The sequence below is a fragment of the Pseudomonas sp. W2Aug9 genome, assembly GCF_023127755.1.
Lineage (GTDB): Bacteria > Pseudomonadota > Gammaproteobacteria > Pseudomonadales > Pseudomonadaceae > Aquipseudomonas > Aquipseudomonas synxantha_A.
Genome location: NZ_SPKL01000032.1, coordinates 54,948 through 77,290 on the forward strand (window position 1 = coordinate 54,948; position 22,343 = coordinate 77,290).

At 59.6% G+C, this 22,343-nt stretch carries 20 protein-coding genes and 2 pseudogenes; 7 read left to right on the forward strand and 15 right to left on the reverse strand.

Features of this window, described 5'->3' with window-relative positions:
* Positions 1–32 precede the first annotated feature (32 nt).
* A complete protein-coding gene (locus tag E3O56_RS20040) occupies positions 33–554 on the reverse strand; it encodes a DUF3455 domain-containing protein (protein ID WP_248128876.1) in 522 nt (173 codons plus the stop codon).
* Between the two features lie 121 nt (positions 555–675).
* On the opposite strand from E3O56_RS20040, the pseudogene E3O56_RS20045 reads away from it, so the two are divergent.
* Positions 676–981 (forward strand): annotated as a pseudogene (locus E3O56_RS20045) (SAM-dependent methyltransferase); the annotation flags it as partial.
* An 82-nt stretch (positions 982–1,063) separates the two neighbouring features.
* A complete protein-coding gene (locus tag E3O56_RS20050) occupies positions 1,064–1,849 on the forward strand; it encodes a sulfite exporter TauE/SafE family protein (protein WP_078821474.1) in 786 nt (261 codons plus the stop codon).
* 510 nt (positions 1,850–2,359) lie between these two features.
* On the opposite strand, the gene E3O56_RS20055 is transcribed toward E3O56_RS20050, so the two are convergent.
* Positions 2,360–3,598, reverse strand: coding sequence for an acyl-CoA dehydrogenase family protein (locus tag E3O56_RS20055; protein ID WP_248128877.1), 1,239 nt, complete (start codon positions 3,596–3,598; stop codon positions 2,360–2,362).
* Positions 3,599–3,863: 265 nt separating this feature from the next.
* Here E3O56_RS20055 and sfnG point away from each other — a divergent pair, with 265 nt between their 5' ends.
* On the forward strand, positions 3,864–4,973 hold the full coding sequence (gene sfnG / locus E3O56_RS20060) for a dimethylsulfone monooxygenase SfnG (RefSeq protein WP_032875795.1): 1,110 nt from the start codon (positions 3,864–3,866) through the stop codon (positions 4,971–4,973).
* On the opposite strand, the pseudogene E3O56_RS20065 reads toward sfnG, so the two are convergent.
* Positions 4,946–5,383, reverse strand: a pseudogene (locus E3O56_RS20065) (GNAT family N-acetyltransferase); the annotation flags it as partial. The gene sfnG and the pseudogene E3O56_RS20065 overlap by 28 nt on opposite strands.
* Before the next feature lie 94 nt (positions 5,384–5,477).
* Between E3O56_RS20065 and E3O56_RS20070 the strand changes: the two are divergent.
* Positions 5,478–7,064, forward strand: a complete 1,587-nt coding sequence (locus E3O56_RS20070) for a RimK family protein (RefSeq protein ID WP_148854500.1) — start codon at positions 5,478–5,480, stop codon at positions 7,062–7,064.
* A gap of 274 nt (positions 7,065–7,338) precedes the next feature.
* On the forward strand, positions 7,339–8,379 hold the full coding sequence (locus tag E3O56_RS20075) for a 2-oxoglutarate and iron-dependent oxygenase domain-containing protein (RefSeq protein ID WP_032875787.1): 1,041 nt from the start codon (positions 7,339–7,341) through the stop codon (positions 8,377–8,379).
* Between the two features lie 67 nt (positions 8,380–8,446).
* Here E3O56_RS20075 and map read toward each other — a convergent pair whose 3' ends face one another.
* Positions 8,447–9,229 (reverse strand): type I methionyl aminopeptidase, encoded by a 783-nt coding sequence (gene map / locus E3O56_RS20080; RefSeq protein WP_032875785.1) that lies wholly within the window; start codon positions 9,227–9,229, stop codon positions 8,447–8,449.
* Positions 9,229–9,429 carry a ParD-like family protein gene (locus E3O56_RS20085; protein ID WP_003190946.1) on the reverse strand — a complete coding sequence of 67 codons (201 nt, stop codon included), beginning with the start codon at positions 9,427–9,429 and terminating at the stop codon, positions 9,229–9,231. The genes map and E3O56_RS20085 overlap by 1 nt, the downstream gene beginning before the upstream one ends.
* 366 nt (positions 9,430–9,795) lie before the next feature.
* Here E3O56_RS20085 and E3O56_RS20090 point away from each other — a divergent pair, with 366 nt between their 5' ends.
* A complete protein-coding gene (locus E3O56_RS20090; RefSeq protein WP_032875782.1) occupies positions 9,796–10,065 on the forward strand; it encodes a DUF1652 domain-containing protein in 270 nt (89 codons plus the stop codon).
* A gap of 61 nt (positions 10,066–10,126) precedes the next feature.
* On the opposite strand, the gene E3O56_RS20095 is transcribed toward E3O56_RS20090, so the two are convergent.
* The 10 genes from E3O56_RS20095 to E3O56_RS20140 all read right to left on the reverse strand — a co-directional run bounded on the left by E3O56_RS20095 (position 10,127) and on the right by E3O56_RS20140 (position 21,570).
* Entirely contained in the window at positions 10,127–11,065 is a 939-nt protein-coding gene (locus tag E3O56_RS20095; protein WP_248128878.1) for a carbohydrate kinase, read from the reverse strand.
* 12 nt (positions 11,066–11,077) lie between these two features.
* Positions 11,078–12,559: a xylulokinase gene (xylB, locus tag E3O56_RS20100; RefSeq protein ID WP_103734295.1), complete on the reverse strand. Its 1,482-nt coding sequence runs from the start codon at positions 12,557–12,559 to the stop codon at positions 11,078–11,080.
* A gap of 138 nt (positions 12,560–12,697) precedes the next feature.
* Positions 12,698–14,179, reverse strand: coding sequence for a mannitol dehydrogenase family protein (locus E3O56_RS20105; protein ID WP_103734294.1), 1,482 nt, complete (start codon positions 14,177–14,179; stop codon positions 12,698–12,700).
* Positions 14,180–14,197: 18 nt separating this feature from the next.
* Positions 14,198–15,301, reverse strand: a complete 1,104-nt coding sequence (gene ugpC, locus E3O56_RS20110; protein ID WP_248128879.1) for a sn-glycerol-3-phosphate ABC transporter ATP-binding protein UgpC — start codon at positions 15,299–15,301, stop codon at positions 14,198–14,200.
* Between the two features lie 22 nt (positions 15,302–15,323).
* Positions 15,324–16,154, reverse strand: a complete 831-nt coding sequence (locus E3O56_RS20115; RefSeq protein ID WP_248128880.1) for a carbohydrate ABC transporter permease — start codon at positions 16,152–16,154, stop codon at positions 15,324–15,326.
* Positions 16,155–16,164: 10 nt separating this feature from the next.
* Positions 16,165–17,055, reverse strand: a complete 891-nt coding sequence (locus tag E3O56_RS20120) for a sugar ABC transporter permease (protein WP_005788581.1) — start codon at positions 17,053–17,055, stop codon at positions 16,165–16,167.
* A gap of 152 nt (positions 17,056–17,207) precedes the next feature.
* Entirely contained in the window at positions 17,208–18,530 is a 1,323-nt protein-coding gene (locus E3O56_RS20125) for a sugar ABC transporter substrate-binding protein (protein ID WP_005788580.1), read from the reverse strand.
* A 199-nt stretch (positions 18,531–18,729) separates the two neighbouring features.
* Positions 18,730–18,978: a DUF6124 family protein gene (locus E3O56_RS20130; RefSeq protein WP_032875771.1), complete on the reverse strand. Its 249-nt coding sequence runs from the start codon at positions 18,976–18,978 to the stop codon at positions 18,730–18,732.
* A gap of 324 nt (positions 18,979–19,302) precedes the next feature.
* Entirely contained in the window at positions 19,303–20,208 is a 906-nt protein-coding gene (locus E3O56_RS20135) for an AraC family transcriptional regulator (RefSeq protein ID WP_032875768.1), read from the reverse strand.
* Between the two features lie 72 nt (positions 20,209–20,280).
* The gene (locus tag E3O56_RS20140; protein WP_103734286.1) at positions 20,281–21,570 is read right to left on the reverse strand and encodes a glycosyltransferase family 4 protein; all 1,290 of its coding nucleotides are present in this window, start codon (positions 21,568–21,570) and stop codon (positions 20,281–20,283) included.
* Between the two features lie 159 nt (positions 21,571–21,729).
* Between E3O56_RS20140 and tpx the strand changes: the two genes are divergently transcribed.
* Positions 21,730–22,230, forward strand: a complete 501-nt coding sequence (tpx, locus tag E3O56_RS20145) for a thiol peroxidase (protein WP_032875762.1) — start codon at positions 21,730–21,732, stop codon at positions 22,228–22,230.
* Positions 22,231–22,343: the final 113 nt, after the last annotated feature.

Genomic DNA, 22,343 nt, shown 5'->3' on the forward strand with positions numbered 1-22,343 from the left:
GCACTCGCCACAGACAGCGTAGCCGAGTTTGCTCAGTTGGCCGCCCAGAAGATGTAGTCGGCCTGATACTTCACCACAGCCTGCTGGCCTTTGTTCGCCACCGTGCATTCGCTGCTAGGCGCCACACCGCCTTTGAGGGCGACCCGCTGGATGTAACTCACCCCGCTCATGGCACCTTTACCTTCAGCCGGGTTGGCCTTGACCAGTTGATAGGGCAGGTTGCCTGCACTTGAAGGTGCTACCGCCAGTTGGGTACCGGTGATTTTCGAGCCGTCCTGGGCTTGCCAGGTGGCGGGCGGGCCGAAGTAGCTGCCCACCGGCTTGCCGCTGCGGTCATTCAACACGGCTTTGGGGCCGACAAAGAACCACTCGGTCTGGCCGACGGCGTTGGCTTTGTCACGGCATTCGTAGGTGATTTCGCCGACCCCGGTGGTTTCCATCGTAATCTTGTGCCCGTCGGGCACCTTGATACTTTCAGGCAAGCCGGTCTGGGAGAAAACCGCAGGCGCGGCGGTGAGTGCAGCCGCGAAGCAGAACAGTGTTTTAGCGTTCATGGGTAGTGCTCCATTTGAGTAAAACAGCGGGGTGACTGCAAGGACTACACGCGACACGCCCGATTGGATGCACCGGTTAGAAAATAAACTTCAGAGGGCGCACACTGTGCGCCCGCACCCGCCCTATGAGGCGACACGCCGCGTTTTCATACAGGGCGTTGGCGCGAAGCCTTCACGGGTGAGTACTTTTCCGCACCTGAAATGAGCTGTTTTGCGTATCAGCATGTGGCAACCCCAGGAAGTGATCATGGAACGCTTCCTGTCGGTAAGCTTCATCGCGGCGCTACCAGCCGCGCAAAAGGCCACGGCGACCGAGCCATTGTGCGAGTTGATCGACACACACACAGCGCTGCGTGGGCGTGACACTGTAGCGTTCCGGTATCAGACCCAGCCCTATGTCTGCCATCGTCTGGCAGAAAAGGCATAAAGTCAGATCATATTGATATAAGTGGTTATAAGAAAAATCGCTATCCTGCGCCCAGAAATTTATAAGGCCGCAGGTAGCTGTAATGGATGTGGGTAATATTGGTTTCGTGGTTGCCGGCCTGATCGTTGGTTTTATCGTCGGCATGACCGGTGTCGGTGGAGGCTCCCTGATGACGCCGATTCTGTTGTGGTTCGGTATCAATCCGGCCACGGCGGTGGGCACTGACTTGCTGTATGCCGCCATCACCAAGTCCGGTGGTGTGCTGGTGCACAGCAAGAACCGCAACATCGACTGGACCATCACTGGCTGGCTGACCTTGGGCAGTGTGCCGGCGGTGCTTTTGACGTTGTGGTTCCTGGCCAGCCTGCACACCGACCCCAGCGCGATGAATGCGGTGATCAAGCAGGCGCTGGGCTTTGTGCTGTTGCTGACCGCATTGGCGATCCTGTTCAAGAAAAGCCTGTTGGCCTTTGCTCAGCGACATGCCGGTGATGACTACCACATGCGCCCGCGCAACCTGAACGCCCTGACCGTGGTGACCGGCGCGGTCCTTGGCACCATGGTAGCCCTGACGTCCATTGGCGCCGGGGCCCTCGGCACGGTGGCGCTGTTTATCCTCTACCCATTCCTGGCCACGCGGCGTCTGGTCGGCACCGAAATCGCCCATGCCGTGCCCCTGACCCTGGTGGCGGGCCTGGGCCACGCGAGCATGGGCAATATGGACTGGCATCTGCTGGGCTTCTTGCTGATGGGCTCGTTGCCGGGGATCTACTTCGGCAGCCATATGACCGGCAAGATCTCCGACAGCGTGTTACGCCCGTGCCTGGCGGTCATGTTGATGGCGGTGGGGTACAAGCTGGCGTTCTGAGCCGCATGTGCTCCACATGTGGGAGGGGGCTTGCTCCCGATGGCTGCCTCAGGGCCGACCAGGATGTTGGATTAGACCGAGTACATATCCGTTATTTAGGTAACGGCTGATATTGGTTCCGCTTTTACAGCGGCTCACTTTTGAAAAGAGCGCAAAAGTAAGCAAAACGCTCTTGCCCCACCACTCGGCACCTCGCTTTGGCTCGGTGTGCCCGTAATCCGCCATGGATTTGGGGGGCCGCCGCCACGCGCCATCCATGGCGCGGGGCGGCTAAACCGGCATCCCTGCCGGTTTACCCCCCAAATCCCTGTCGAATTCCGGCCAGCGTGGTTTGACGGGGCGCCTAAGATCAAGATCAAGAGCGGCTCGCTTCGCATCGTGGTTACGGTCGGCAGCTACAAAGTTGTGTAGATACCTATGCCCCGATAGCGGTAGTTCAGCCAAGGAATTGGATACTGACCCACCGCTATCGGGAGCAAGCCCCCTCCCACAGTTTGACCCAGATCAACTTCAGGCCTTCGCCGGGCCGTTGCCGATTTGCCACACAAACGGTGGCTCTGTCCCGTTGATCACCCAGTCGCCCACGATCCGCGCCTTGTAGATCACCGGATTGTGCGAAGACACCGTCCGTGCGTTGCGCCAATGCCGGTCCAGCGCCTTGCCTTGGCGCACATCCGAGGCCCCTAAGGCGTTGAACAATTGGCTGGTGGCACGCTGGATCAAATCCGAAACCACCACTTGCGCCGTCGCCGACTCAATCTCAGCCGCCACATTGGCTTCGCGTTCGGCCACGTCATTGCCGCCAAAGCGCGCCAGATAAGCCTGTTGCGCCGGCACTGCGGCCTTCAACGCGCTGGCCTGGGCGGCGTATACCAACGCGGCGACTTCGCCCACCACCTGTTGCACCTGCGCATCCTGGCTGACGTGCGTTGCATTGCCATGGCTGTAGATGCGCCGGCGGTTGCGCACCTGGTGGGCCACGTCGCTGAGCGCAGCGCGACCGATACCGGCCAGTGTCGCCAGCAACACCAGTTGGTAGAACGCAGTCTGGTATTTGAAGCGGGTGGCAAAGTCGATCAGGTTTTCAGTTTCCACCACCGCGTCGGTAAACCGAGAGGTGCCGCTGCCGGTGGTGCGCTGGCCAAAACCGTCCCAGTCATCGCTCTGCACCACGCCTGGCTGATGGGTGCGGGTGGCGGCAATCACGGCGGCGCCGGTGTCGCTGCGTTGGGCGTAAACATCGATCCAGTCCGAGAACAGGCTGCCGGTGCTGTAGAACTTTTCGCCGTTGAGTTTCCAGCGGTCGCCGTCGGGGCTGACCTGGGTTACCACCTCACCGATGGCCACCGAGCCGATTTCGGTCCAGGCGCAGCCGACGATATCGCCATCGACAAAACGCTTGAACCACAGATCACGGCTTGCGCCGGGTGGCGCATTCAGGCGGTCTTCGGCAAATGCGAAGTGCCCGCGCAGGGCCTGGGGCACGTTGGAATCAGCCGCCGCCAGTTCAATCAGCAGTTCAAACAACTGCGGCAGTGACGCGCCATCGCCGCCGTATTCCACCGGCACGCGCACCGCGCCAAAGCCAGCGTCCTTGAGCCATTTAATGGGTTGGTGGGGCAGTGTGCGGCTATGCTCGCGCTCAACCGCACCCTCGGCGATGCGCTGGAAGATCGGCCGAAAACGTGCGGCCAGCGCAGGGTAATCGGCGCCGGTAGACAGCGGGTTGATGACCTGATGTTCAGTCATGGGTAGGGCTCCTGGCAGTGATCGAATGTGCTGGAGATTGCACAGTTCGTGCCGGGACTTTGCTCCCCTGTTTGCGGTGCGAGAGGGTGATTGGGTGTTGCTCCTGCAACAGCAGATCGACAAACCGCTGCGATCGGTGACATTGCCGGCAGGCTGATCAGATATCCGATTTTTTAACGCAGCGCCCATGGCGCGGGCATTTGCGGGTGACTGGCACGCTTGCTGCGTAAGCTACATGACATCCATTTGTGCGAGGTACCGTCCGATGAGTCAGCAAGCCGTGAAATTTGCCTATTGGGTGCCCAACGTCAGCGGTGGGCTGGTGGTCAGCAAGATCGAACAGCGCACTCACTGGGGCATCGACTACAACCGCAAACTGGCGCAGTTGGCCGAAGCCGCAGGCTTTGAATACGGCCTGACCCAGATTCGCTTCACCGCCGGTTATGGCGCCGAAAACCAGCATGAGTCCGTGGCGTTCAGCCATGCTTTGCTGGCGGCGACCACCACGCTCAAAGTGATCGCGGCGATCCTGCCAGGTCCCTGGCAACCGGCGTTGGCGGCCAAGCAATTGGCGACCATCGACCAGCTCACCAACGGCCGTATTGCGGTGAATATCGTCAGTGGCTGGTTCAAGGGCGAGTTCCAGGCCATTGGCGAACCCTGGCTGGAGCACGATGAGCGCTACCGTCGTTCAGAAGAATTCATCCGCGCCCTCAAAGGCATCTGGACCCAGGACGATTTCACCTTCAAGGGCGATTTCTATCGTTTCAACAACTACACCCTCAAGCCCAAGCCATTGGGCCAGCCAGAGGTTTTCCAGGGGGGTAGTTCACGGGCGGCACGGGACATGGCGGCGCGGGTCTCGGACTGGTACTTCACTAACGGCAACACCCCCGAAGGCATCAAGGCCCAGGTCGATGATATCCGCGCCAAGGCCGCTGCCAATCACCATTCGGTTAAGGTCGGCGTGAACGCCTTTGTGATCGCCCGCGACACCGAAGAAGAAGCCCGGGCCGTGCTGGCGGAAATCATCGACCAGGCCGACCCGGAAGCGGTCAACGCCTTTGGTGATGCCGCCAAGCAGGCGGGCAAGGCTTCGCCGGAAGGCGAGGGCAACTGGGCCAAGTCCAGCTTCGAAGACCTGGTGCAGTACAACGATGGCTTCAAGACCAACCTGATTGGCACCCCGCGGCAGATCGCCGAACGCATTGTCGCGCTCAAGGCCGTGGGCGTGGACCTGGTGCTCGCGGGCTTTCTGCATTTTCAGGAGGAGGTGGAGTACTTCGGCAAACGTGTTTTGCCGCTGGTGCGTGAGCTGGAAGCCACGGCCGATGCAGGCGCGAGCGGTTTTTCCAGGCACAAGGCAGCTGTGTGATCTTCGTAGTAGTCGTCGACCCAGGCAAAGCGCCGATAGCCATTGCGCTCATACAGGGAGAGTGCGCCGGGGTTGTCGGTGCGCACTTGCAGACGCAGGTACGCGCAATCGTTGGCCAGGGCGCAGGCTTCGATGTGCTCCAGTAACTGATGGCCCAGACCGATGCCTCGAGCGTGCTCGGCAATGGCGATGGAATACAAGCGCGCCAGCCGGGCGCCACGACGAAACAGCACCAGCCCATAGCCGAGCAGTTCACCGTGCTGTTGCACAAGCCACAACTGGCCATTGGCCCGGCTGATCATCCAGCGCAGACTGCGCGAAGACAGCCGATCACTGCTGAAACACTGCTGCTCCAACGCCACTAATGCAGGCACATCGTCGAGGGTTGCAACGCGAAAGAAAAGAGCCATAAGACCACCGTAAAAGTTGCGTAACGAAACGGGACTTCCCTAAAAGATCGTGCTTAATAGAAAAGGTCGAGTTCTCTAAAGCGGATCAACTATTATGTCGGCGGTACAAGGTCATTGGCGTCAAGTATCCGAGCAAACAGTTGCGGCGACAATAACGTCCAACGGTTATTTTTCCGCGCCACCCCGAAGTTCGAGCCAAGTGGTGATTATTGTCGAGCGCAAGGAAGATTGGGCCTCCTATTTTCCCAGCGAGGATATCGTCACCGCCCAGGAGTACCTGGAGCAGACCCGGGAAAACGAAACAGGCAAGCGCGTACAGGTAATCAACCTGTGCCGCAGCTACAAGTACCTGGGGCACGGCTACTACTGCTCGTTGCTGGCCGAGGCGCGTGGGCACAAGGTGATTCCATCGGTGCGCACCATCAGCGAACTGACCAGGAAAGCCCTGTATGGCCTGTCTCTGGATGATCTGGACAAAAGCCTGGAAAAGGCCCTGAGTCATCATCTCTACAGCAATACCGAAGGCTTTACCCTGACACTGTATTTCGGTCGGACCACGATAGAACCTTTGCAGGAGTTAGCGCGCCAGTTGTTTGAAACCTTTCCCTGTCCGATCTTGTTAGTTGAATTCCGTCAACATAACGGCTGGCATATCGAAGGCGTTAAGTCTGGCGTATTGCACAAGTTACGCGACGATCAGGAAGACCAATTCGCCCACGCCCTCGACAACTTCAGTCGCAAGGTCTGGCGTCAGCCGCGCTCACGTCGGTTGGCCCGTTATGACCTGGCAATTCTTCACGATCCTCAGGAGCAACTGCCTCCGTCCAACCCCCGCGCCCTGGAAAATTTCATACGGGTCGGCAAGGGCCTGGGCATTGATGTGGAGTTGATCGAGCGCAAGGATTACGCGCGCCTGGCCGAGTACGACGCCTTGCTCATCCGTGAGACTACCAGCGTCGATAACCATACCTACCGTTTCGCCAAGAAAGCCGAAAGCGAGGGGCTGGTGGTGATGGATGACCCCGCATCGATCCTGCGCTGCACCAACAAGGTCTATCTCACCGACCTGCTGAACAGCCATCAACTGGGCATGCCGGCCACCGAGATTCTTTACAAGGAGCGGCCGCAAGATTTCGAGCGCGTCGGCGAGCGCCTGGGTTTCCCACTGGTGTTGAAGATCCCCGATGGCTGTTTCTCCCGAGGGGTGATAAAGGTCGAAAGCCAGGCGGCGTTGCTCAAGGCCACGGCCGAGCTGTTCGAGCATTCGGTACTGCTGCTGGCCCAAGAGTTCTTCTACACCGAATACGACTGGCGCATCGGCGTGCTCAACCGTAAACCGATTTTCGCCTGCCAGTACTTCATGTCCAAGGGGCATTGGCAGATCTACAACCACAAGGCCATTGGCCAGGCCGTCAACGGTGAGTGTCGCACCCTGGCGGTCCACGAAGCGCCAAAAGCCGTGGTGGAACTGGCAGTGAAGACTGCCAACCTGATCGGCGACGGCCTCTATGGCGTGGACCTCAAGCAGTCCGGCGACAAAGTGGTGGTGATTGAGGTCAACGACAACCCCAACCTGGATGCGGGCATCGAAGATGCCTACCTGCAGGACGATCTGTATGGCTTGGTGCTGGAGGAGTTTGTGCGCCGCCTGGAGCTTAAACGCCAGGGTCAGGTGTGGTAACAATCAAGCAGACCGCTGAAACTCGCGGTTGCCAGGGCAGGAAGGCGAGCAACCTTTACCTGCCGTCGGACGGTTGATTCGATGCCAGTTAAACCGACATCCGGTTATGTTCAGGTTGTCCGCCGGAGTCTATAAATACCGTTCCCAGATGGGAATATAACGACGTTCATGATTCAGGCTCGCAACGTTGGGCCTGAAGCAGTTCCGTTGATGGAGCAGTTCAGCGTCACATTTGTGAGTGCACGTCTCTTTAATGGATTTAAGGAGACACGACATGACTGACTTAATAACTTTTGCCCTGCCTGAAGCTGTAACTGATAGCAAGGCCGATCGCCAATTGGGCCGAGCGCTCATAGATGCTTGGCGCAAAGACGGTATTTTTCAGATCAGCATCCATGACGAACAGGACCAGAAGGTCAAGCGCGCCATGGCAGCCAGCAAGGCTTTTTTCAAACTGCCCCGGGAAGAGAAGTCGCGCTTAGTCAGCAGTCTTACCTATGCAGGGTATGTTGCTTCTGGCGAAGAGGTCACGGCTGGCGAGCAGGATCAATCGGAAATTTTCACCATTTGCAAAGATCTGCCACTGGAGGATCAGCGCGTCGTAGACGGCTGGCCGTGCCACGGTCCCGTGCCATGGCCCAATGACGAATACCGCGACAGCATGAAAGCCTTCCTGGAGGAATTGGGTGACACGGGCGAAAAGTTGTTGAAGCTGGTGGCACTCGGACTGGGATTGGAAATAAATGCTTTGACGCAGCTTAGCCAGGATGGCTGGCACCATATGCGTGTTCTGCGTTTCCCTGCCGAGTCGGCGCAAACCTGCCGAGGTATTGGGGCCCATACCGACTACGGCATGCTGGTGATCGCTACTCAGGATGAGGTGGGAGGTTTGTATATTCGGCCTCCGGTCGACGGCGAACATCGCAAGCGCAACTGGTTGCCTGACGAAAGCACTGCAGGTTTATTCGAAAACGACGAGCCCTGGACGTTCGTGAAACCGGTACCGCGCGTGTTCACAGTGTTTCCGGGTGATATTTTGCAATTCATGACCGATGGACTTCTGCTCTCGACGCCTCACAAGGTCAAGCTAAACTCACGTGAGCGTTTTGCCATGGCCTACTTTCACGAGCCGAGTTTCAGCGTTTCAGCCAAGCCATTATTCAGTCAGAGCTGTACTGAACGTATTCATTACGGCACACATTTCACCAACATGTTTATGCGTTGCTATCCGCAACGGATAACGACCCAGTGCATTCTCAAGGAGAATCGCTTGAGCCACTTGGAAGGTATTAGTCTGGCCCACGCGCACCCTTGAGTTCGTTACGCTCCCGAGCGGGTAGGCCGCTCGGGAGACTTTTCAATGGCCGATCAGCGCCCATTGCTCAAGGTAGTGATTCCACCGGTTCTGCATCAGTTTGTTTTTGCAACGTGAGCACCTCAAACCCGTCCGCCGTCACTGCCACAGTATGTTCCCACTGCGCCGACAGACTGTTGTCCTTGGTCACCACCGTCCAGCCATCCTTGAGACTGCGCGTCTTGGCGCCGCCCTGGTTGAGCATGGGCTCCACGGTAAACACCATACCTTCGCGCAGAACGAGGCCGGTGCCAGGGCGGCCGAAGTGCAGGATCTGTGGCTCTTCATGCATCTGTTTGCCGATGCCATGGCCGCAGTATTCACGCACCACGCTGTAGCCGTTGGCCTGGGCGTGACTCTGAATCGCATGACCGATATCACCCAGGCGAGCGCCGGGCTTGACCTGGCGGATGCCAGCCCACATCGCCTCGAAGGTCATTTCCACCAGGCGTTTGGCCTTGGGCGCCACGTTACCGATCATGTACATCTTGCTGGAGTCGGCAATGAAACCGCCTTTTTCCAGGGTGATGTCGATGTTGATGATGTCGCCGTCCTTGAGGAACTGCGTGGCGCTTGGCATGCCATGGCACACCACTTCGTTGATCGAGGTGTTGATGCAAAAGGGGTAGTCGTACTGACCCAGGCTGGCGGGGCGGGCCTTGAGTTCGTGGCGGATGAAGGCTTCGACGGCGCTGTCCAGCTCAAGAGTGGAGAGGCCGGCGGCGACATAACCGTCGAGCATGTCGAACACCTGGGCCAGCAGGCGCCCCGACTCTCGCATCACGGCCAGTTGGGCGGCAGTCTTGATCATCAGCTGCGCCCCCGGATCAGGTCGGGCTTGTCCAGCAACAACTTGTTGATCAGCTCGTTGTAGGGCAGGTGCGGGTTGAGCTCGGCGAGCAGGCCGATCTTGATCCAGAACTCGGCCTGGGCGTTGATGGAGCGGTCCATGGCGGCGCTGGCCAGGCGAAGCTGTTCGTGCAGTTGGTCGGTGATTTTGACGATGCCCATGAGGTTCACTGTGTAGGTTTGATATACAAAGCGTATACGTTTCGTATGCTTTGCGTAAACCCCTGGTTCAAATGAGGCGCGCGATAGTTGCGACATGTTGCCGAAAAGAGCGTCGACACAGGTTGCTGTTTGAACTGACATGCAGGGTTAAACGTTTAATCGCAGTGGTTCGACGATTATTTAAAGGCTGCAATCGGCTTCATATTAATCGGCAGGTCGCTTATGAAGAAAAGTTACAACAATGCTGAGATTTGCCGAGTAGGCTGGGTGAGTACAGGCGTCTGCCAGGGTTGGCAAGACGGGGCAGGCTAGCGCCTGCCAGCCCATAAAAACTGATTGGCAGTCTCAAAAAAGGAGAGGTTGGCCATGCTTTCGGAACTGGAACTTCGCAGCATTATTGAAGGAAGTTTTCTGCCTAAACGGTGCGAATGCACCAAAGCCGAGGATGCTTCGTTGACGATCAAGGTGTATGACGACCGCGACCGTGACCGGGTGGACTTGGAAGTCAAAGGTATAAACGCCGACAAACTCGACAGCAGTCGAGCCATTTGCAACCTGATCGCCGGTTTGCGTGAAGACCTCAAGCACACCCAGACCCACACCCTGCGTCGAGCAGGAGGGCGCGGTTATTTCTAGTTAAGCCTTGAATTCAAGTTGACCCAGGGCCTGGCATTCGCCAGGCCCATTGTTATGCGCGTCAGCCCAGCTGATGACGGTACGGCAGGTCGGGGCCGGTCTTGGTACAGGTCAACGCGGCAGCCCGAATCGCAAAGCCGAGCATGTTATCAATCTGCACGCGCGTGAGCTGTTGCAGGCCAGTCACTGAGTCAAGCTGATGCTCGGTCAGCCAGGCAATCAACGCGGCCTGGAAGGTGTCGCCGGCGCCCACAGTGTCAGCCATCACCACCTTGACTGCCGGCGCCGACCAGTTGCCGTGCTGACGGCTGAATACGCTGGCGCCATCGCCGCCGCGGGTGAGGAACACCAGTTGGCAGCGGTGTTGCAGCCAACCGTGCAGCACACTTTCGGGTGACTGGTCGGGGTAGAGCAGGTGCAGGTCCTCATCGCTGACCTTGATCAGGTCGGCATGTGTGACCAGTTCGGCGACGCGATCACGCCATAGTTGGATGTCCGGCTGCGGGTTAAGGCGCACGTTAGGGTCCAGGCTGATCAGGCGCTTGCCGCTTTCGCGCTTGACCAGCGCCAGCAGGGTGTCCCCAATCGGTTGCACCACCAGTGAGAACGAGCCGATATGCAGCCCGCGCACCTCATCGCCGAGTACCGGCAAATGCGCGACTTCCAGCAACCGATCCGCACAGCCTTCGCCACGGAAGTTGTACTGCGGTGAGCCATTGGCGCCCACAGCGACCATCGACAACGTGGTCGGCGCGGCAAATTCCACCAGGAACTGCTCGCTGACCCCTTCATCTTTCAGCACCTGCAACAAGCGCCGGCCGAGGAAGTCGCTGGACAGGCCGCCGAACAACCCGGCTTCAATACCCAGGCGGCGCAGGCCCACGGCCACATTGAATGGCGAGCCCCCGGCAATCGCCTTGTAATTGACTTTGGCGGCCTGCCCGCTGGCATCCTCCTCGCTGAAAAAATCAAACAGCGCCTCACCACACACCAGATACATAGTCGTTCGCTCTTAAAGGGATGCCACGTGCTGTTGATAACGCTCATACGCCTGTTGATAGGCGCTGACACTCTCGGTTGCCGGCAAGGTACGGCTGGCCGGGTCGACGCTCACACATTTGTCGCACAGGCTGGCCAAGGGTTCGCCGCTCTGGCACCAGGCGGCCTGGATTGCCGCGCCCAGGGCGGCGGCTTCGCTCTGTTCGGTGCACACCACTTCGGTGTGCATGATATCGGCGACCATCTGCCGCCACACCGGGCTTTTCGAGCCGCCGCCGATCAGGCGGATGCTCTGGCTTTGCAGGCCGGTCTGGCGCAGCAGGTCAAGGCCATAGCGCAGGCCGAAGGTGGTGCCCTCAACCACGGCGCGGCACAGGTTGGCGCGGGTCAGGTTGGTCATGGTCAGGCCGTGCAGGCTGCCGGTGGCGTGGGGCAGGGCAGGCACGCGTTCGCCATTGAGAAACGGCAGCATGCAAACCCCGTCGGCGCCAATGGGGGCTTGTTCGACCAAGGCGTTGAACGCCTGCAAGTCGAGTTCGAACAGCTCGCGAATTACCCCGGTAGCGTTGGTCAGGTTCATGGTGCAGATCAGCGGCAGCCAGCCGCCACTGGACGAGCAAAAGGTCGCTACCGACGCCTGCGGGCTGACGTTGGGCTGGTCGGCAAACGCATACACGGTGCCTGATGAGCCCAGGCTCATGGTGATCACGCCGGGAGCGATATTGCCGGTGCCGATGGCGCCCATCATATTGTCGCCGCCGCCGCTGGACACCACGGCGTTGGGGTTGATGCCCAGGCGCTCGGCAATGGCCGGCAGGATCGTGCCCACCGCCTGGTCGGCTTCGATCAACTGCGGCAGCGCTGCCTCCAGGCGGCCGCCGGGGTCGATGTGCCTGAGCAGCGCCACATCCCAGGTGCGGCTGCGCACGTCAAAGTAACCGGTGCCCGAGGCGTCGCCGTACTCGGCGCAGGCGCGACCGGTGAGCCAGTAGTTGAGGTAGTCGTGGGGCAGCAGGATATGGGCGATGCGGGCAAATACGTCCGGGTGCTGTTCACGGGTCCAGAGCAGTTTGGAGACGGTGTAGCCCGGCGCGATGGCTACGCCCAGGCGTTCCAGGGAGCCGCTTTCGCCGCCCAGGTGTGCCAGCAGGCGCTCGTTCTCCGGCGCGGTTTCGGTGTCGCACCATAACTTGGCCGGGCGCAGCACTTCACCTTGTTCGTCCAGCAGCACCAGGCCGTGCTGCTGGCCGGAAACGCCGATGCCAAGGATGTCCTGGCCGTCCACCCCGGCTTGTTGCAGGGCGCGGTGGGTGGCTTCGGTGAAGGCGTCCAGCCATTCCTGGGTGTGTTGCTCGCGCCGGCCGTTGGCGCCGCTGATCAAGGTATGCGCGGCGGCGCCTAGGCCCAGCACCTTGCCGCTGGAGGCGTCGAGGACGATGGCCTTGGTGCCTTGAGTGCCGCAGTCGATTCCGAGGAACAGGTTTTGCTGGGTCATGATGGAGTGCTCAGCAGTATTATTTTTGGATTGGTAACCCGGTCAAGTGTGGGAGGGGGCTTGCTCCCGATGAGGGAGTGTCAGTCAAATACCTTTCTCTGACCTACCGCTATCGGGAGCAAGCCCCCTCCCACAGTTTTAATCCGGTTTGTTCAGGAGTTGTTGCAGGGTTTGGGTGACGCCTTTGTCGCGCAGGCTTGCATAGCACCGCTCAAACGCTGCCACAAACTCAGCGGACTTGGGAATAGCCGTGCCAAAAATCTCCTCTACCCCCAGCAACCGCTGGCTGATCAGTGTGTCATCACTCACCAGCCCCTGGCAGAACTCGGCCCTTGGATCGGGGATCTTGTAGCTCACGCCATTCTCATCCACCCCTTTCAAATACAAGGCCCAGGCCGCCACTACCAGCGCTGCACGCTCAGTCTCGCGGCCATCGGCAATCAAGCGATTGATGGTCGGCACGGTGAACTTGGGAAACTTCGACGAACCATCGGAACACACCCGTTCCAACTGGTCGGCAATCGCCTGGTTGGAAAAGCGCTCCACCAGCGTCTGCTTGTACGCCGTCAGGTCGATGCCCGGCACCGGCGCCAGGTTCGGCGTAACGTCCAGGTCCATGTACGCACGCATATACGCCACAAACAGCGGGTCGTTCATGGTCTCGTGGACAAACCGATAACCCTTGAGAAACCCCAGGTACGTGAGGGCCAGGTGGCTGCCGTTAAGCAGGCCGATCTTCATCTCTTCGTAAGGCGTGACGTCATCGGTGAACTGCACGCCGACCTTCTCCCAGGCCGGGCGACCGTTGACGAACTTGTCTTCCAGTACCCACTGCACAAACGGTTCGCACACCACCGGCCAGGCATCGTCGACGCCATGTTCATCATGCAGTTGCAGGCGGTGGGCGGTGCTGGTCATTGGCGTGATGCGGTCGACCATGGCGTTCGGGAAGCTCACGTTGGTTTTGATCCAGTCATGCAGCTCGGCGTTGTGTAGCGCGGCGAAGGCCAGCAGTGCCTTGCGCGTGACGGCGCCGTTGTGCGGCAGGTTATCGCAGGACATGACGGTAAATGCCGCAGTGCCGGCGGCGCGGCGTTGGGTGAGCGCTGCGCAGATAAAACCGAACACGGTTTTGGGTGTCTTGGGGTGCGCCAGGTCATGCTGGATCTGTGGCAGGTGGGCCATGAATTCGCCGTTGCTGTCATCAATGCAGTAGCCGCCCTCGGTGATGGTCAACGAGACGATGCGGATAGCCGGGTCAGCCAGTTTGTCGATCAACGCCTGGGCGCCGTCTTCGGCCAGCAGCATATCGCTGAGAGCGCCGATGACGCGTACTTCGGTGTCGTCGGTGTCACCTAGCTCATACAGGGTAAACAAGTAATCCTGGCCGGCCAGGTCGTCGCGAGCCTTGCGGTCCTCGGCGCGCAGGCCCACGCCACAAATGCCCCAGTCCAGGCCCTCGCCGGTATTCATCAAGGCGTCGGTGTAATACGCCTGGTGTGCGCGGTGAAAGCCACCGACGCCGATATGGGCGATGCCCTGGCGGGTGTCGGCAAGCGCATAAGCCGGGATTTTCACTTGCGGCGCCAACTGCGTGAGATTGTGTTTATTCAGTTTCATCTAAAAATACTCGCGGAGTCAGGCGGCTGCGCGCAGTGGGCGGGCCACCGCTACGCCGTCAGTGTCGAACAGATGGCAGTGCGCCGGGTCCAGGTGCAGGTGCAACGTCTCGCCGTACTGGCTGGCCATGTCGCCGCGAATCCGCATGGTCAGCGGTTCGCCATTGGCGGTGATGACGTGGCAGAAGGTGTCGCTGCCCAGGCGCTCGCCAACGTCAGCGGTGACGGTCAGGGTGGTTTGCCCTGGCGCGGCGATTTCCAGATGCTCGGGACGAATGCCCAGGGTCACCGCGCTGCCGACGCTCAAGGTCGCGCCACTCAACGGCAGGCTGATCAGGGTGCCAGCGTCCAATTGCACGTCGCAGCCATGGCGTTCGACACGCGTGACCTTGCCCTTGAGAAAGCCCATCTTCGGCGTGCCGAGAAAGCCGGCCACAAACAGGTTGGCCGGTTGGTGATACAGCTCCAACGGCGAGCCGACCTGCTCGATACGGCCACTGTTGAGCACCACCACCTTGTCGGCCAGGGTCATGGCTTCGACCTGGTCGTGGGTCACGTAGATCATGGTGGCTTGCAGTTCTTTATGCAGGCGCGCCAGTTCCAGGCGCATCTGCACGCGCAGCGCCGCGTCGAGGTTGGACAGCGGCTCGTCGAACAGGAAGATTTTCGGGTTACGCACAATCGCCCGGCCAATCGCCACGCGCTGGCGCTGGCCGCCGGACAGTTGCTTGGGCTTGCGCTCCAGCAGCGGCCCCAGTTCCAGGATGCGCGCCGCTTCGCTGACCTTGCTCTCGACCAGCTTCTTGTCGACACCGGCCAGGTCCAGGGCAAACGACATGTTCTTGCGCACGCTCATGTGCGGGTACAGCGCGTAGGTCTGGAACACCATGGCCAGGTCGCGCTTGGCCGGGGTCACTTCGGTGATGTCGCGGCCATCCAGTTCGATGGTGCCTTCCGTGACTTCTTCCAGGCCGGCGATCAGGCGTAGCAGGGTGGATTTGCCGCAGCCCGACGGGCCGACGAACACCACGAATTCCTTGTCGTTCACTTCAAGGTCAATGCCCTTGATGATCGAGAAACCTTCGAAGCCTTTTTGCAGATTCTTGATTTTCAGGTTGGCCATGATGGGCCTCCTTATCGAATTATTATTTGACGGCGCCGAAGGACAAACCGCGCACCAGCTGTTTCTGGCTGATCCAGCCAAAGATCAGGATCGGCGCGCAGGCCAGGGTCGAGACGGCGGACAACTTGGCCCAGAACAAACCTTCGGGGCTGGAGTAGGAGGCGATCAGTGCGGTCAACGGCGCAGCGCTCGACGAGGTCAGGTTCAGCGACCAGAACGCCTCGTTCCAGCACAGGATCAGCGACAGCAACACCGTGGAGGCCAGGCCACCCTTGGCGATCGGCAACAGCACGCGGACCATTTCCTGCCACAGGGTGGCGCCGTCCAGGCGGGCGGCTTCGAGGATGTCCTTGGGGATGTCCTTGAAGTAGGTGTACACCATCCACACCACGATCGGCAGGTTGATCAGGGTGTAGATGATGATCAGCGCGATACGCGTGTCCAACAGGCCAAGGCTCTTGGCCAACAGATAGATCGGCATCAGCACGCCCACCGGTGGCAGCATCTTGGTCGACAGCATCCACAGCAGCGTGCCCTTGGTGCGCTGGGTTTCGTAGAACGCCATGGAGTAGGCGGCCGGCACCGAGATCAGTAGGCACAGGGCAGTGGCGCTGAACGAAATCACCACCGAGTTCCAGGCGTAGGCGAAGTAGTTGTTGCGTTCGTTGATGTGCAGGTAGTTCTCCAGCGTCGGCGTGAAGATGAACTGCGGCGGGGTGGCGAACGCATCGATTTCAGTCTTGAAGCTGGTCAGCACCATCCAGAAGATCGGGAAGAAAATCAGGATCGCGATCGCCCAGGCCAACGTACCGAGTAGCAGGCTTTGCAGGCGGCGGGATTGTTGAAGTGTCATGGCGCGGCCCTCAAGGCTTGTCAGTCAGGTTTTTGCCGATCATCCGCACCAGGATGATCGCCGCGATATTGGCGATGACCACGGCAATCAAGCCACCGGCCGAGGCCATGCCCACGTCGAACTGCACCAGCGCCTGGTTGTAGATCAGGTAGGCGAGGTTGGTCGAGGCGTAACCCGGGCCACCGTTGGTGGTGGTGAAGATTTCGGCGAACACCGAGAGCAGGAAGATGGTTTCGATCATCACCACCACGGCAATCGGGCGGGCCAGATGGGGCAGGGTCAGGTGCCAGAAGATCGCAATGGCGCCGGCACCGTCCAGACGTGCAGCTTCCTTTTGCTCCTGGTCCAGGGACTGCATGGCGGTCATCAGCAGCAGGATCGCGAAGGGCAGCCACTGCCACGACACAATGATGATGATCGACAGCAGCGGGTAGTGCGCCAGCCAATCCACCGGCTCGGCGCCGAAGAACTTCCACACGGCGGCGAGGATCCCCGACACCGGGTGGAAAATCAGGTTTTTCCAGATCAGCGCGCCGACGGTGGGCATGATGAAGAATGGCGAAATCAACAGCACCCGCACGATGCCACGCCCCAGGAACTCACTGGCCTCCAGCAGCGCGCTGATCAACACGCCGAACACCACACTGATCAGCAACACGCTGCCCACCAGCAACAGGGTATTGGTAGCGCCGGGCAGGAAACCCGAGTCGGTGATGAAGTAGCTGAAGTTTTCCAACCCCACGAATTGGTTTTCGCCGGGGTAGAGCAGGTTGTAGCGGATCAGCGAAAAGTACAGGGTCATGCCCAGAGGCACGATCATCCACAGCAGCAACAAGGCCACCGAGGGGCTGACAAGGAACCAGCCGGGGTTGGCCAGGCGGTTTTTGGCGGGTGTATTCATTAGAATCAAGACCAGTCAGATACGAATCGGAGCGCGGTCAGTGTGGGAGGGGGCTTGCTCCCGATAGCGGTGTATCAGTCACACAATCATCAACTGGTAGATTGCTATCGGGAGCAAGCTCCCTCCCACATTTGACGGTGGTGAGGCAGGGGTTACTTGGGATAACCAGCCCGCTTCATTTCCCGCTCGGTGGTGGTCTGCGCGGCGGTCAATGCGGCATCCACCGTCTGCTGACCGGTCAACGCACCCGAGAAGAACTTGCCGACCTGGGTACCAATCGCCTGGAACTCCGGAATGGTCACCAACTGGATACCGATATACGGCACCGGCTTCTCGGTCGGCTTGGTCGGGTCGGCCACTTTCAGTGATTCCAGGGTCACCTTGGCGAACGGCGCGGCCTTCATGTACTCGTCGCTGTAGGTGGATTGGCGCGTACCCGGCGGCACATTGGCGATGCCATCGGTCTTGGCCACAAGCTGGCCGTACTCCTTGGAGGTGGCCCAACTGGTGAACACCTTGGCGGCGTCCTTGGCCTTGGAACTGGTCGGAATCGCCAGGCTCCAGGAGTACAGCCACGAGGTGCCCTTGTCGGTCTTCTCGTGTGGCGCAAAAGTGAAACCGACATGCTCGGCGACCTTGCTCTGGCTCTTGTCGGTGACAAACGAACCGGCGACGCTGGCGTCTACCCAGATCGCGCATTTGCCGCTGTTGAACAGCGCCAGGTTCTCGTTGAAACCGTTGCTGGACGCACCCGGCGGGCCGGATTTCTTCATGTTGTCGACGTAGAAGTTCAGCGCGTCCTTCCACTCGGGGCCATTGAATTGCGGTTGCCACTTCTCATCGAACCAGCGCGCACCGAAGCCGTTGGCCAGGGTGGTGATCAGCGCCATGTTCTCACCCCAACCGGCTTTGCCGCGCAGGCACAGGCCGTATTGCTCTTTGGACTTATCAGTAAGTTTGGCCGCGTATTCGCCGATCTGGCTCCAGGTCGGGTGCTCGGGCATGGTCAGCCCGGCGTCTTTGAACAGGTCGGTGCGGTAATAGGTGATCGAGCTTTCGGCGTAGAACGGCAGGGCGTACAGCGAACCCTTGACGGACAAGCCATCACGTACCGAAGGGAACACATCATCAAGGTCGTAGGAGGCCGGCAGGTCCTTCATCGGCTCCAGCCAACCCTTGGCGCCCCACAGTGCGGCTTCGTACATGCCGATGGTCAACACGTCGAACTGCCCGCCCTGGGTAGCAATGTCGGTGGTGAGGCGTTGGCGCAACACGTTTTCTTCGAGCACCACCCAGTTCAACTTGATCTCTGGGTGCTCGGCCTCGAAGGTTTTCGAGAGCTTCTGCATACGGATCATGTCGCTGTTGTTGACGGTGGCAATGGTCAGGGTTTGCGCGCCAAGGCTGACGGCGCTGAGGGTCATGCATGCAGTCATGCAGGAACAGGCAAGCAGAGCTTTTGCTGTGAACTTCATCGCGCACTCCATTTCCGCGCCCAGGGGGCTACAGAAGGACGGTTATTGTTGTTGTGTCTTCCTACAGGTAGCCAGGAAGAGTGTGCGTCGATTACAGCCTTGAAATGGGGTTGTGACAAATCCTTGGGCGCACGCGCACTGATACTTTTTTGCACTCGATGATCGTCCCCGTGGTGCGTGGGGACGATCGATGCCGTATTTAACGCTCGATATCAGCCAGTGCTCGCTCAGCCAGCAAGCGAGATACCTCGATCAACTGGGCAATCCCCAGCGCGCCTTCGCGCCGTGAGCCGTCGAGATCAAAGGCGAAATCGCAGGTGAGGGCGTGGGCAGAGGCGAGGGATTCGCTGAGGTTGACCAGTAGGTCTTGCGTGGAGATGCCGTCTTTTACGGTGAACAGCACGCTGGGTGTTGGATCGATTGGGGGATTTGGGGTGGGCTTGATCATGGTGGAACTCCTGATTTAAGTGGAGCTACCACTGATCGCCGCGACGCGATCGGGTGGTAGCTGTACGCAGGTTCGCGGACCGGAATCAGGAAACCGGCATACCCGAAGGTATCCCGCGCACAGCCACCATAAGGGCGCACAGTAGACGATAAAAAGACGTCAACTGAAAGCGGAAATGGCACTTTGCGTCTGATTAAACCGGGCCGCGACGCCCGACCGCTGCGTGTGCAGCGGTGTACGGAGACTAGAGATTGAGTGTCCTAGGGACAACCTCAAAACCTTGTAAGACGTTTCTGTTTCTCGACGCCTGCCGAGCGATCAACCTCAAGCCAAATTCTGCTCAGTCAGGCGCTGTACCGCCAATCGCCGGTAGTGGGACGGCGTCATCCCCTTAAGCTGCTGAAACCGCCGGTTGAAGTTGGAAATATTGTTGAACCCCGACTCAAAACACACATCCGTCACCGCCTTGTCCCCATCGGCCAGCAACTCGCAGGACTTGCTGATGCGCAGCCGATTGACGAATTCAATAAAAGTCCGCCCGGTGGCCTGCTTGAATACACGGGAAAAATACGTCGGTTTCATCCCCAGGTACTCCGCGACTTCCTCCAGCGGCAGCTCGCGCGCGTAGTGGGCAAAGATGTAGTCCACCGCACGGTTGGTGCGGTCGATGCTGTGTTCATCGGCTTGCTGTGGCGTGGTTACGCCGGACAGCAGCTGGTAGTCCTCACAGGCGCTCAATACCTCCAGCAGGATAAAGAAATGCCCCAGGCGCGCCATGCCGTGGGCGTCTTCAATGTGCTGCATGAGGGTCATGGCGTGGGCAATGGTCTTTTTGCAGCGGAATTCGATGCCGTACTGCGCGCGTTCGAGCAGCGGCGCCAGGCGTTTGAGTTCGGTGAAGATGTGGCTGCCGTGTTCGAACAACTCGTCGGTGAAGTTCACCAGCATGTCGCGCTTGGGGACCACTTCGCCTTCTTCCACCTGGCTGATCCAGTTGTGGGGCAGGTTGGGGCCGGTGAGGAACAGGCTTTGCGGGTAGAAGTTGCCGATGTAGTCACCGATAAACACCTTGCCGGAGCTGGCGACGATCAGGTGCAGCTCGTATTCCTTGTGGAAGTGCCAGCGCACCAGCGGGCAGGGGAAGCCGTGCTGGCGATAGATGATGGACAGACCGTTGTGATCGTCCATCAGCTCGTAGGAGGGATCGGTGATGCGCGTTGCTCGGGTCATGCTGCCGTCGCTTTATTGTGGTCGCTGCGTAGGATAATGCCCCGTCGCGCACGACCTCGCCAGCAGCAGTGTTTACAGGTTGCGGTTTTTTGCCTCGATCCACTGGGACATGTACTGGGTACTCTTGTGCGCGTGATGGCGCAGCATACTGCCGGTGAAGTTGTCCCGGCGATGGGCAGCGAGGTTGCGGCGGCATTGCTCCAGGCAGTCCACCAAGGCTGGCCCGTGCAGAGTCTGGTCATAGCGCCGGGCCAGCAGTTGGCGCCCGTGTTCCTGGGCCTGGGTCCAGCGCTCGTGGTCCTGGTAGAGGGCCACAGCAGCGGCGGCCAGGGCCGGGGCGTCGTGTTCGATCACGCCGGGCCAGGGTTGATCATCGCCCATGGCCTCGGCGCCGATCGGGGTGGTGACATTGGGGGTGCCGCAGAGCATGGCGTCGATCAACTTGCCCTTGATGCCCGCGCCAAAGCGCAACGGTGCCAGGCAGATGCGTGCGGCGGTCATGACTTGCAGCGCGTCTTCGGCCCAGTTCATCACATGAAAACCCTGTGCCGGGTTGTGCAGGGCGGTGGCCTTGGGTGGGGTGTAGGCGCCATAGATATGCAGCTGCGCGCCCGGCAACTGTTGGCGAATCAGCGGCCACAGGCTTTGCTTCATCCACAGCACCGCATCCCAGTTGGGCGCGTGGCGGAAGTTGCCGATGCTGAGAAAGTGCGCACGGTCTTCAAACGGCGCAAACGCGGCGTTGGGCGGTTGCAACATCAGCGGGCACCAATGGAGCAGAGCGGCGGGCACCTTGAACTGCTCGGTGAGCAGGCGGATTTCCACGTCGGAGATCATCAGGCTGATGTCACAGCGGTAAATCGCGGCGATTTCGCGCTTGGCCAGGTCGGTATCGGCCATGCGCTGGAACTCGTCCTCCAGCGCCGGCGCGAACAGGGCGCTGAAGTCGTCGCTGTCGGGGTTTGCTTTCACCTGCTCCTTGAAACGCTGGTGGCGGGCATCGCGCAGGCTTTGCAGGTCGGAGGTTTCCAGCACGCGCAGGGCGTTGGGGCAGCATTGCTCCACGCGCCAGCCGAATTGCTCCTCCATCATGAAACGGTCGAACAGTACGATATCCGGGGCCAGTTCGCGGATAAAGTCATCGAAACTGCTGTTATTCAGTTCGATGGCGCATTCGGCGATGCCAAGTGCCGGCAAGTCGGCCTTGTGTTCGCCGATGGTCGCAGGGCTGCTGAAGGTAATGTCCCAACCTTGCGTAAGAAAACTCTCAAGGATCTGCATCATATGCCCCCCCGCAGCCGAGGAGCGGGGCTCTGGCCAGACGTAACCAATGACCAGAACTTTGGTGGCAGGCTGATTCATCGACGACGGTTTCCTTGAAGGGCAGGCGAAAAGCGCGCAATTAAACCACAACCTGGCGACATGACAATTTGTGTCTGGCGGTAGGTAGCATCGGCACTTTGTGGTTAACTTCGGCCTCTCGAATTCGTTTAACCAAAAACCAGCATAAGGATTCCGTTCATGGCTCAAGTCACCCTCAAAGGCAACACGGTCCAGGTTGAAGGCGAACTGCCGAAAGTCGGCGCCAAAGCCGCAGATTTCACCCTGACCGCCGGCGACCTGTCCGACGCCACCCTGGCCACCTTTGCCGGCAAGCGCAAAGTGCTGAACATCTTCCCAAGCGTTGATACCCCAACCTGCGCCACTTCCGTGCGCAAGTTCAATGCCCAGGCCAACGATGTGGCCAACACCGTGGTGCTGTGCATCTCCACCGACCTGCCATTCGCCCAGGCGCGTTTCTGCGGCTCCGAAGGCCTGGAAAACGTGAAGAACCTCTCGGACTTCCGTGATTCGGATTTCGCCGTTGATTATGGTGTGGCGATTGCCGACGGCCCGCTCAAAGGCCTGACCGCTCGCGCTGTCGTGGTACTGGACGAAAACGACAATGTGCTGCACAGCGAGTTGGTCAAGGAAATCGCTGAAGAGCCAAACTACGATGCGGCCCTGGCTGTATTGAAGTAACTGTTTCTGCGCGTAACTGTCGTTTGGCAGTAACACGTATGATGCATGATTGCGGCCTGGCCTAGTCCAGGCCGTTTTTATTTGAGTGTCAGCGGTTTAGCGAAATAGCTGGC

What these genes read in the sequence shown, in the direction of transcription:
- E3O56_RS20040 (WP_248128876.1), bottom strand. Translation starts at nt 554, where the DNA reads ATGAACGCTAAAACACTGTTCTGCTTCGCGGCTGCACTCACCGCCGCG.
- E3O56_RS20050 (WP_078821474.1), top strand. Translation starts at nt 1,064, where the DNA reads ATGGATGTGGGTAATATTGGTTTCGTGGTTGCCGGCCTGATCGTTGGT.
- E3O56_RS20055 (WP_248128877.1), bottom strand. Translation starts at nt 3,598, where the DNA reads ATGACTGAACATCAGGTCATCAACCCGCTGTCTACCGGCGCCGATTAC.
- sfnG (WP_032875795.1), top strand. Translation starts at nt 3,864, where the DNA reads ATGAGTCAGCAAGCCGTGAAATTTGCCTATTGGGTGCCCAACGTCAGC.
- E3O56_RS20070 (WP_148854500.1), top strand. Translation starts at nt 5,478, where the DNA reads ATGTCGGCGGTACAAGGTCATTGGCGTCAAGTATCCGAGCAAACAGTT.
- E3O56_RS20075 (WP_032875787.1), top strand. Translation starts at nt 7,339, where the DNA reads ATGACTGACTTAATAACTTTTGCCCTGCCTGAAGCTGTAACTGATAGC.
- map (WP_032875785.1), bottom strand. Translation starts at nt 9,229, where the DNA reads ATGATCAAGACTGCCGCCCAACTGGCCGTGATGCGAGAGTCGGGGCGC.
- E3O56_RS20085 (WP_003190946.1), bottom strand. Translation starts at nt 9,429, where the DNA reads ATGGGCATCGTCAAAATCACCGACCAACTGCACGAACAGCTTCGCCTG.
- E3O56_RS20090 (WP_032875782.1), top strand. Translation starts at nt 9,796, where the DNA reads ATGCTTTCGGAACTGGAACTTCGCAGCATTATTGAAGGAAGTTTTCTG.
- E3O56_RS20095 (WP_248128878.1), bottom strand. Translation starts at nt 11,065, where the DNA reads ATGTATCTGGTGTGTGGTGAGGCGCTGTTTGATTTTTTCAGCGAGGAG.
- xylB (WP_103734295.1), bottom strand. Translation starts at nt 12,559, where the DNA reads ATGACCCAGCAAAACCTGTTCCTCGGAATCGACTGCGGCACTCAAGGC.
- E3O56_RS20105 (WP_103734294.1), bottom strand. Translation starts at nt 14,179, where the DNA reads ATGAAACTGAATAAACACAATCTCACGCAGTTGGCGCCGCAAGTGAAA.
- ugpC (WP_248128879.1), bottom strand. Translation starts at nt 15,301, where the DNA reads ATGGCCAACCTGAAAATCAAGAATCTGCAAAAAGGCTTCGAAGGTTTC.
- E3O56_RS20115 (WP_248128880.1), bottom strand. Translation starts at nt 16,154, where the DNA reads ATGACACTTCAACAATCCCGCCGCCTGCAAAGCCTGCTACTCGGTACG.
- E3O56_RS20120 (WP_005788581.1), bottom strand. Translation starts at nt 17,055, where the DNA reads ATGAATACACCCGCCAAAAACCGCCTGGCCAACCCCGGCTGGTTCCTT.
- E3O56_RS20125 (WP_005788580.1), bottom strand. Translation starts at nt 18,530, where the DNA reads ATGAAGTTCACAGCAAAAGCTCTGCTTGCCTGTTCCTGCATGACTGCA.
- E3O56_RS20130 (WP_032875771.1), bottom strand. Translation starts at nt 18,978, where the DNA reads ATGATCAAGCCCACCCCAAATCCCCCAATCGATCCAACACCCAGCGTG.
- E3O56_RS20135 (WP_032875768.1), bottom strand. Translation starts at nt 20,208, where the DNA reads ATGACCCGAGCAACGCGCATCACCGATCCCTCCTACGAGCTGATGGAC.
- E3O56_RS20140 (WP_103734286.1), bottom strand. Translation starts at nt 21,570, where the DNA reads ATGAATCAGCCTGCCACCAAAGTTCTGGTCATTGGTTACGTCTGGCCA.
- tpx (WP_032875762.1), top strand. Translation starts at nt 21,730, where the DNA reads ATGGCTCAAGTCACCCTCAAAGGCAACACGGTCCAGGTTGAAGGCGAA.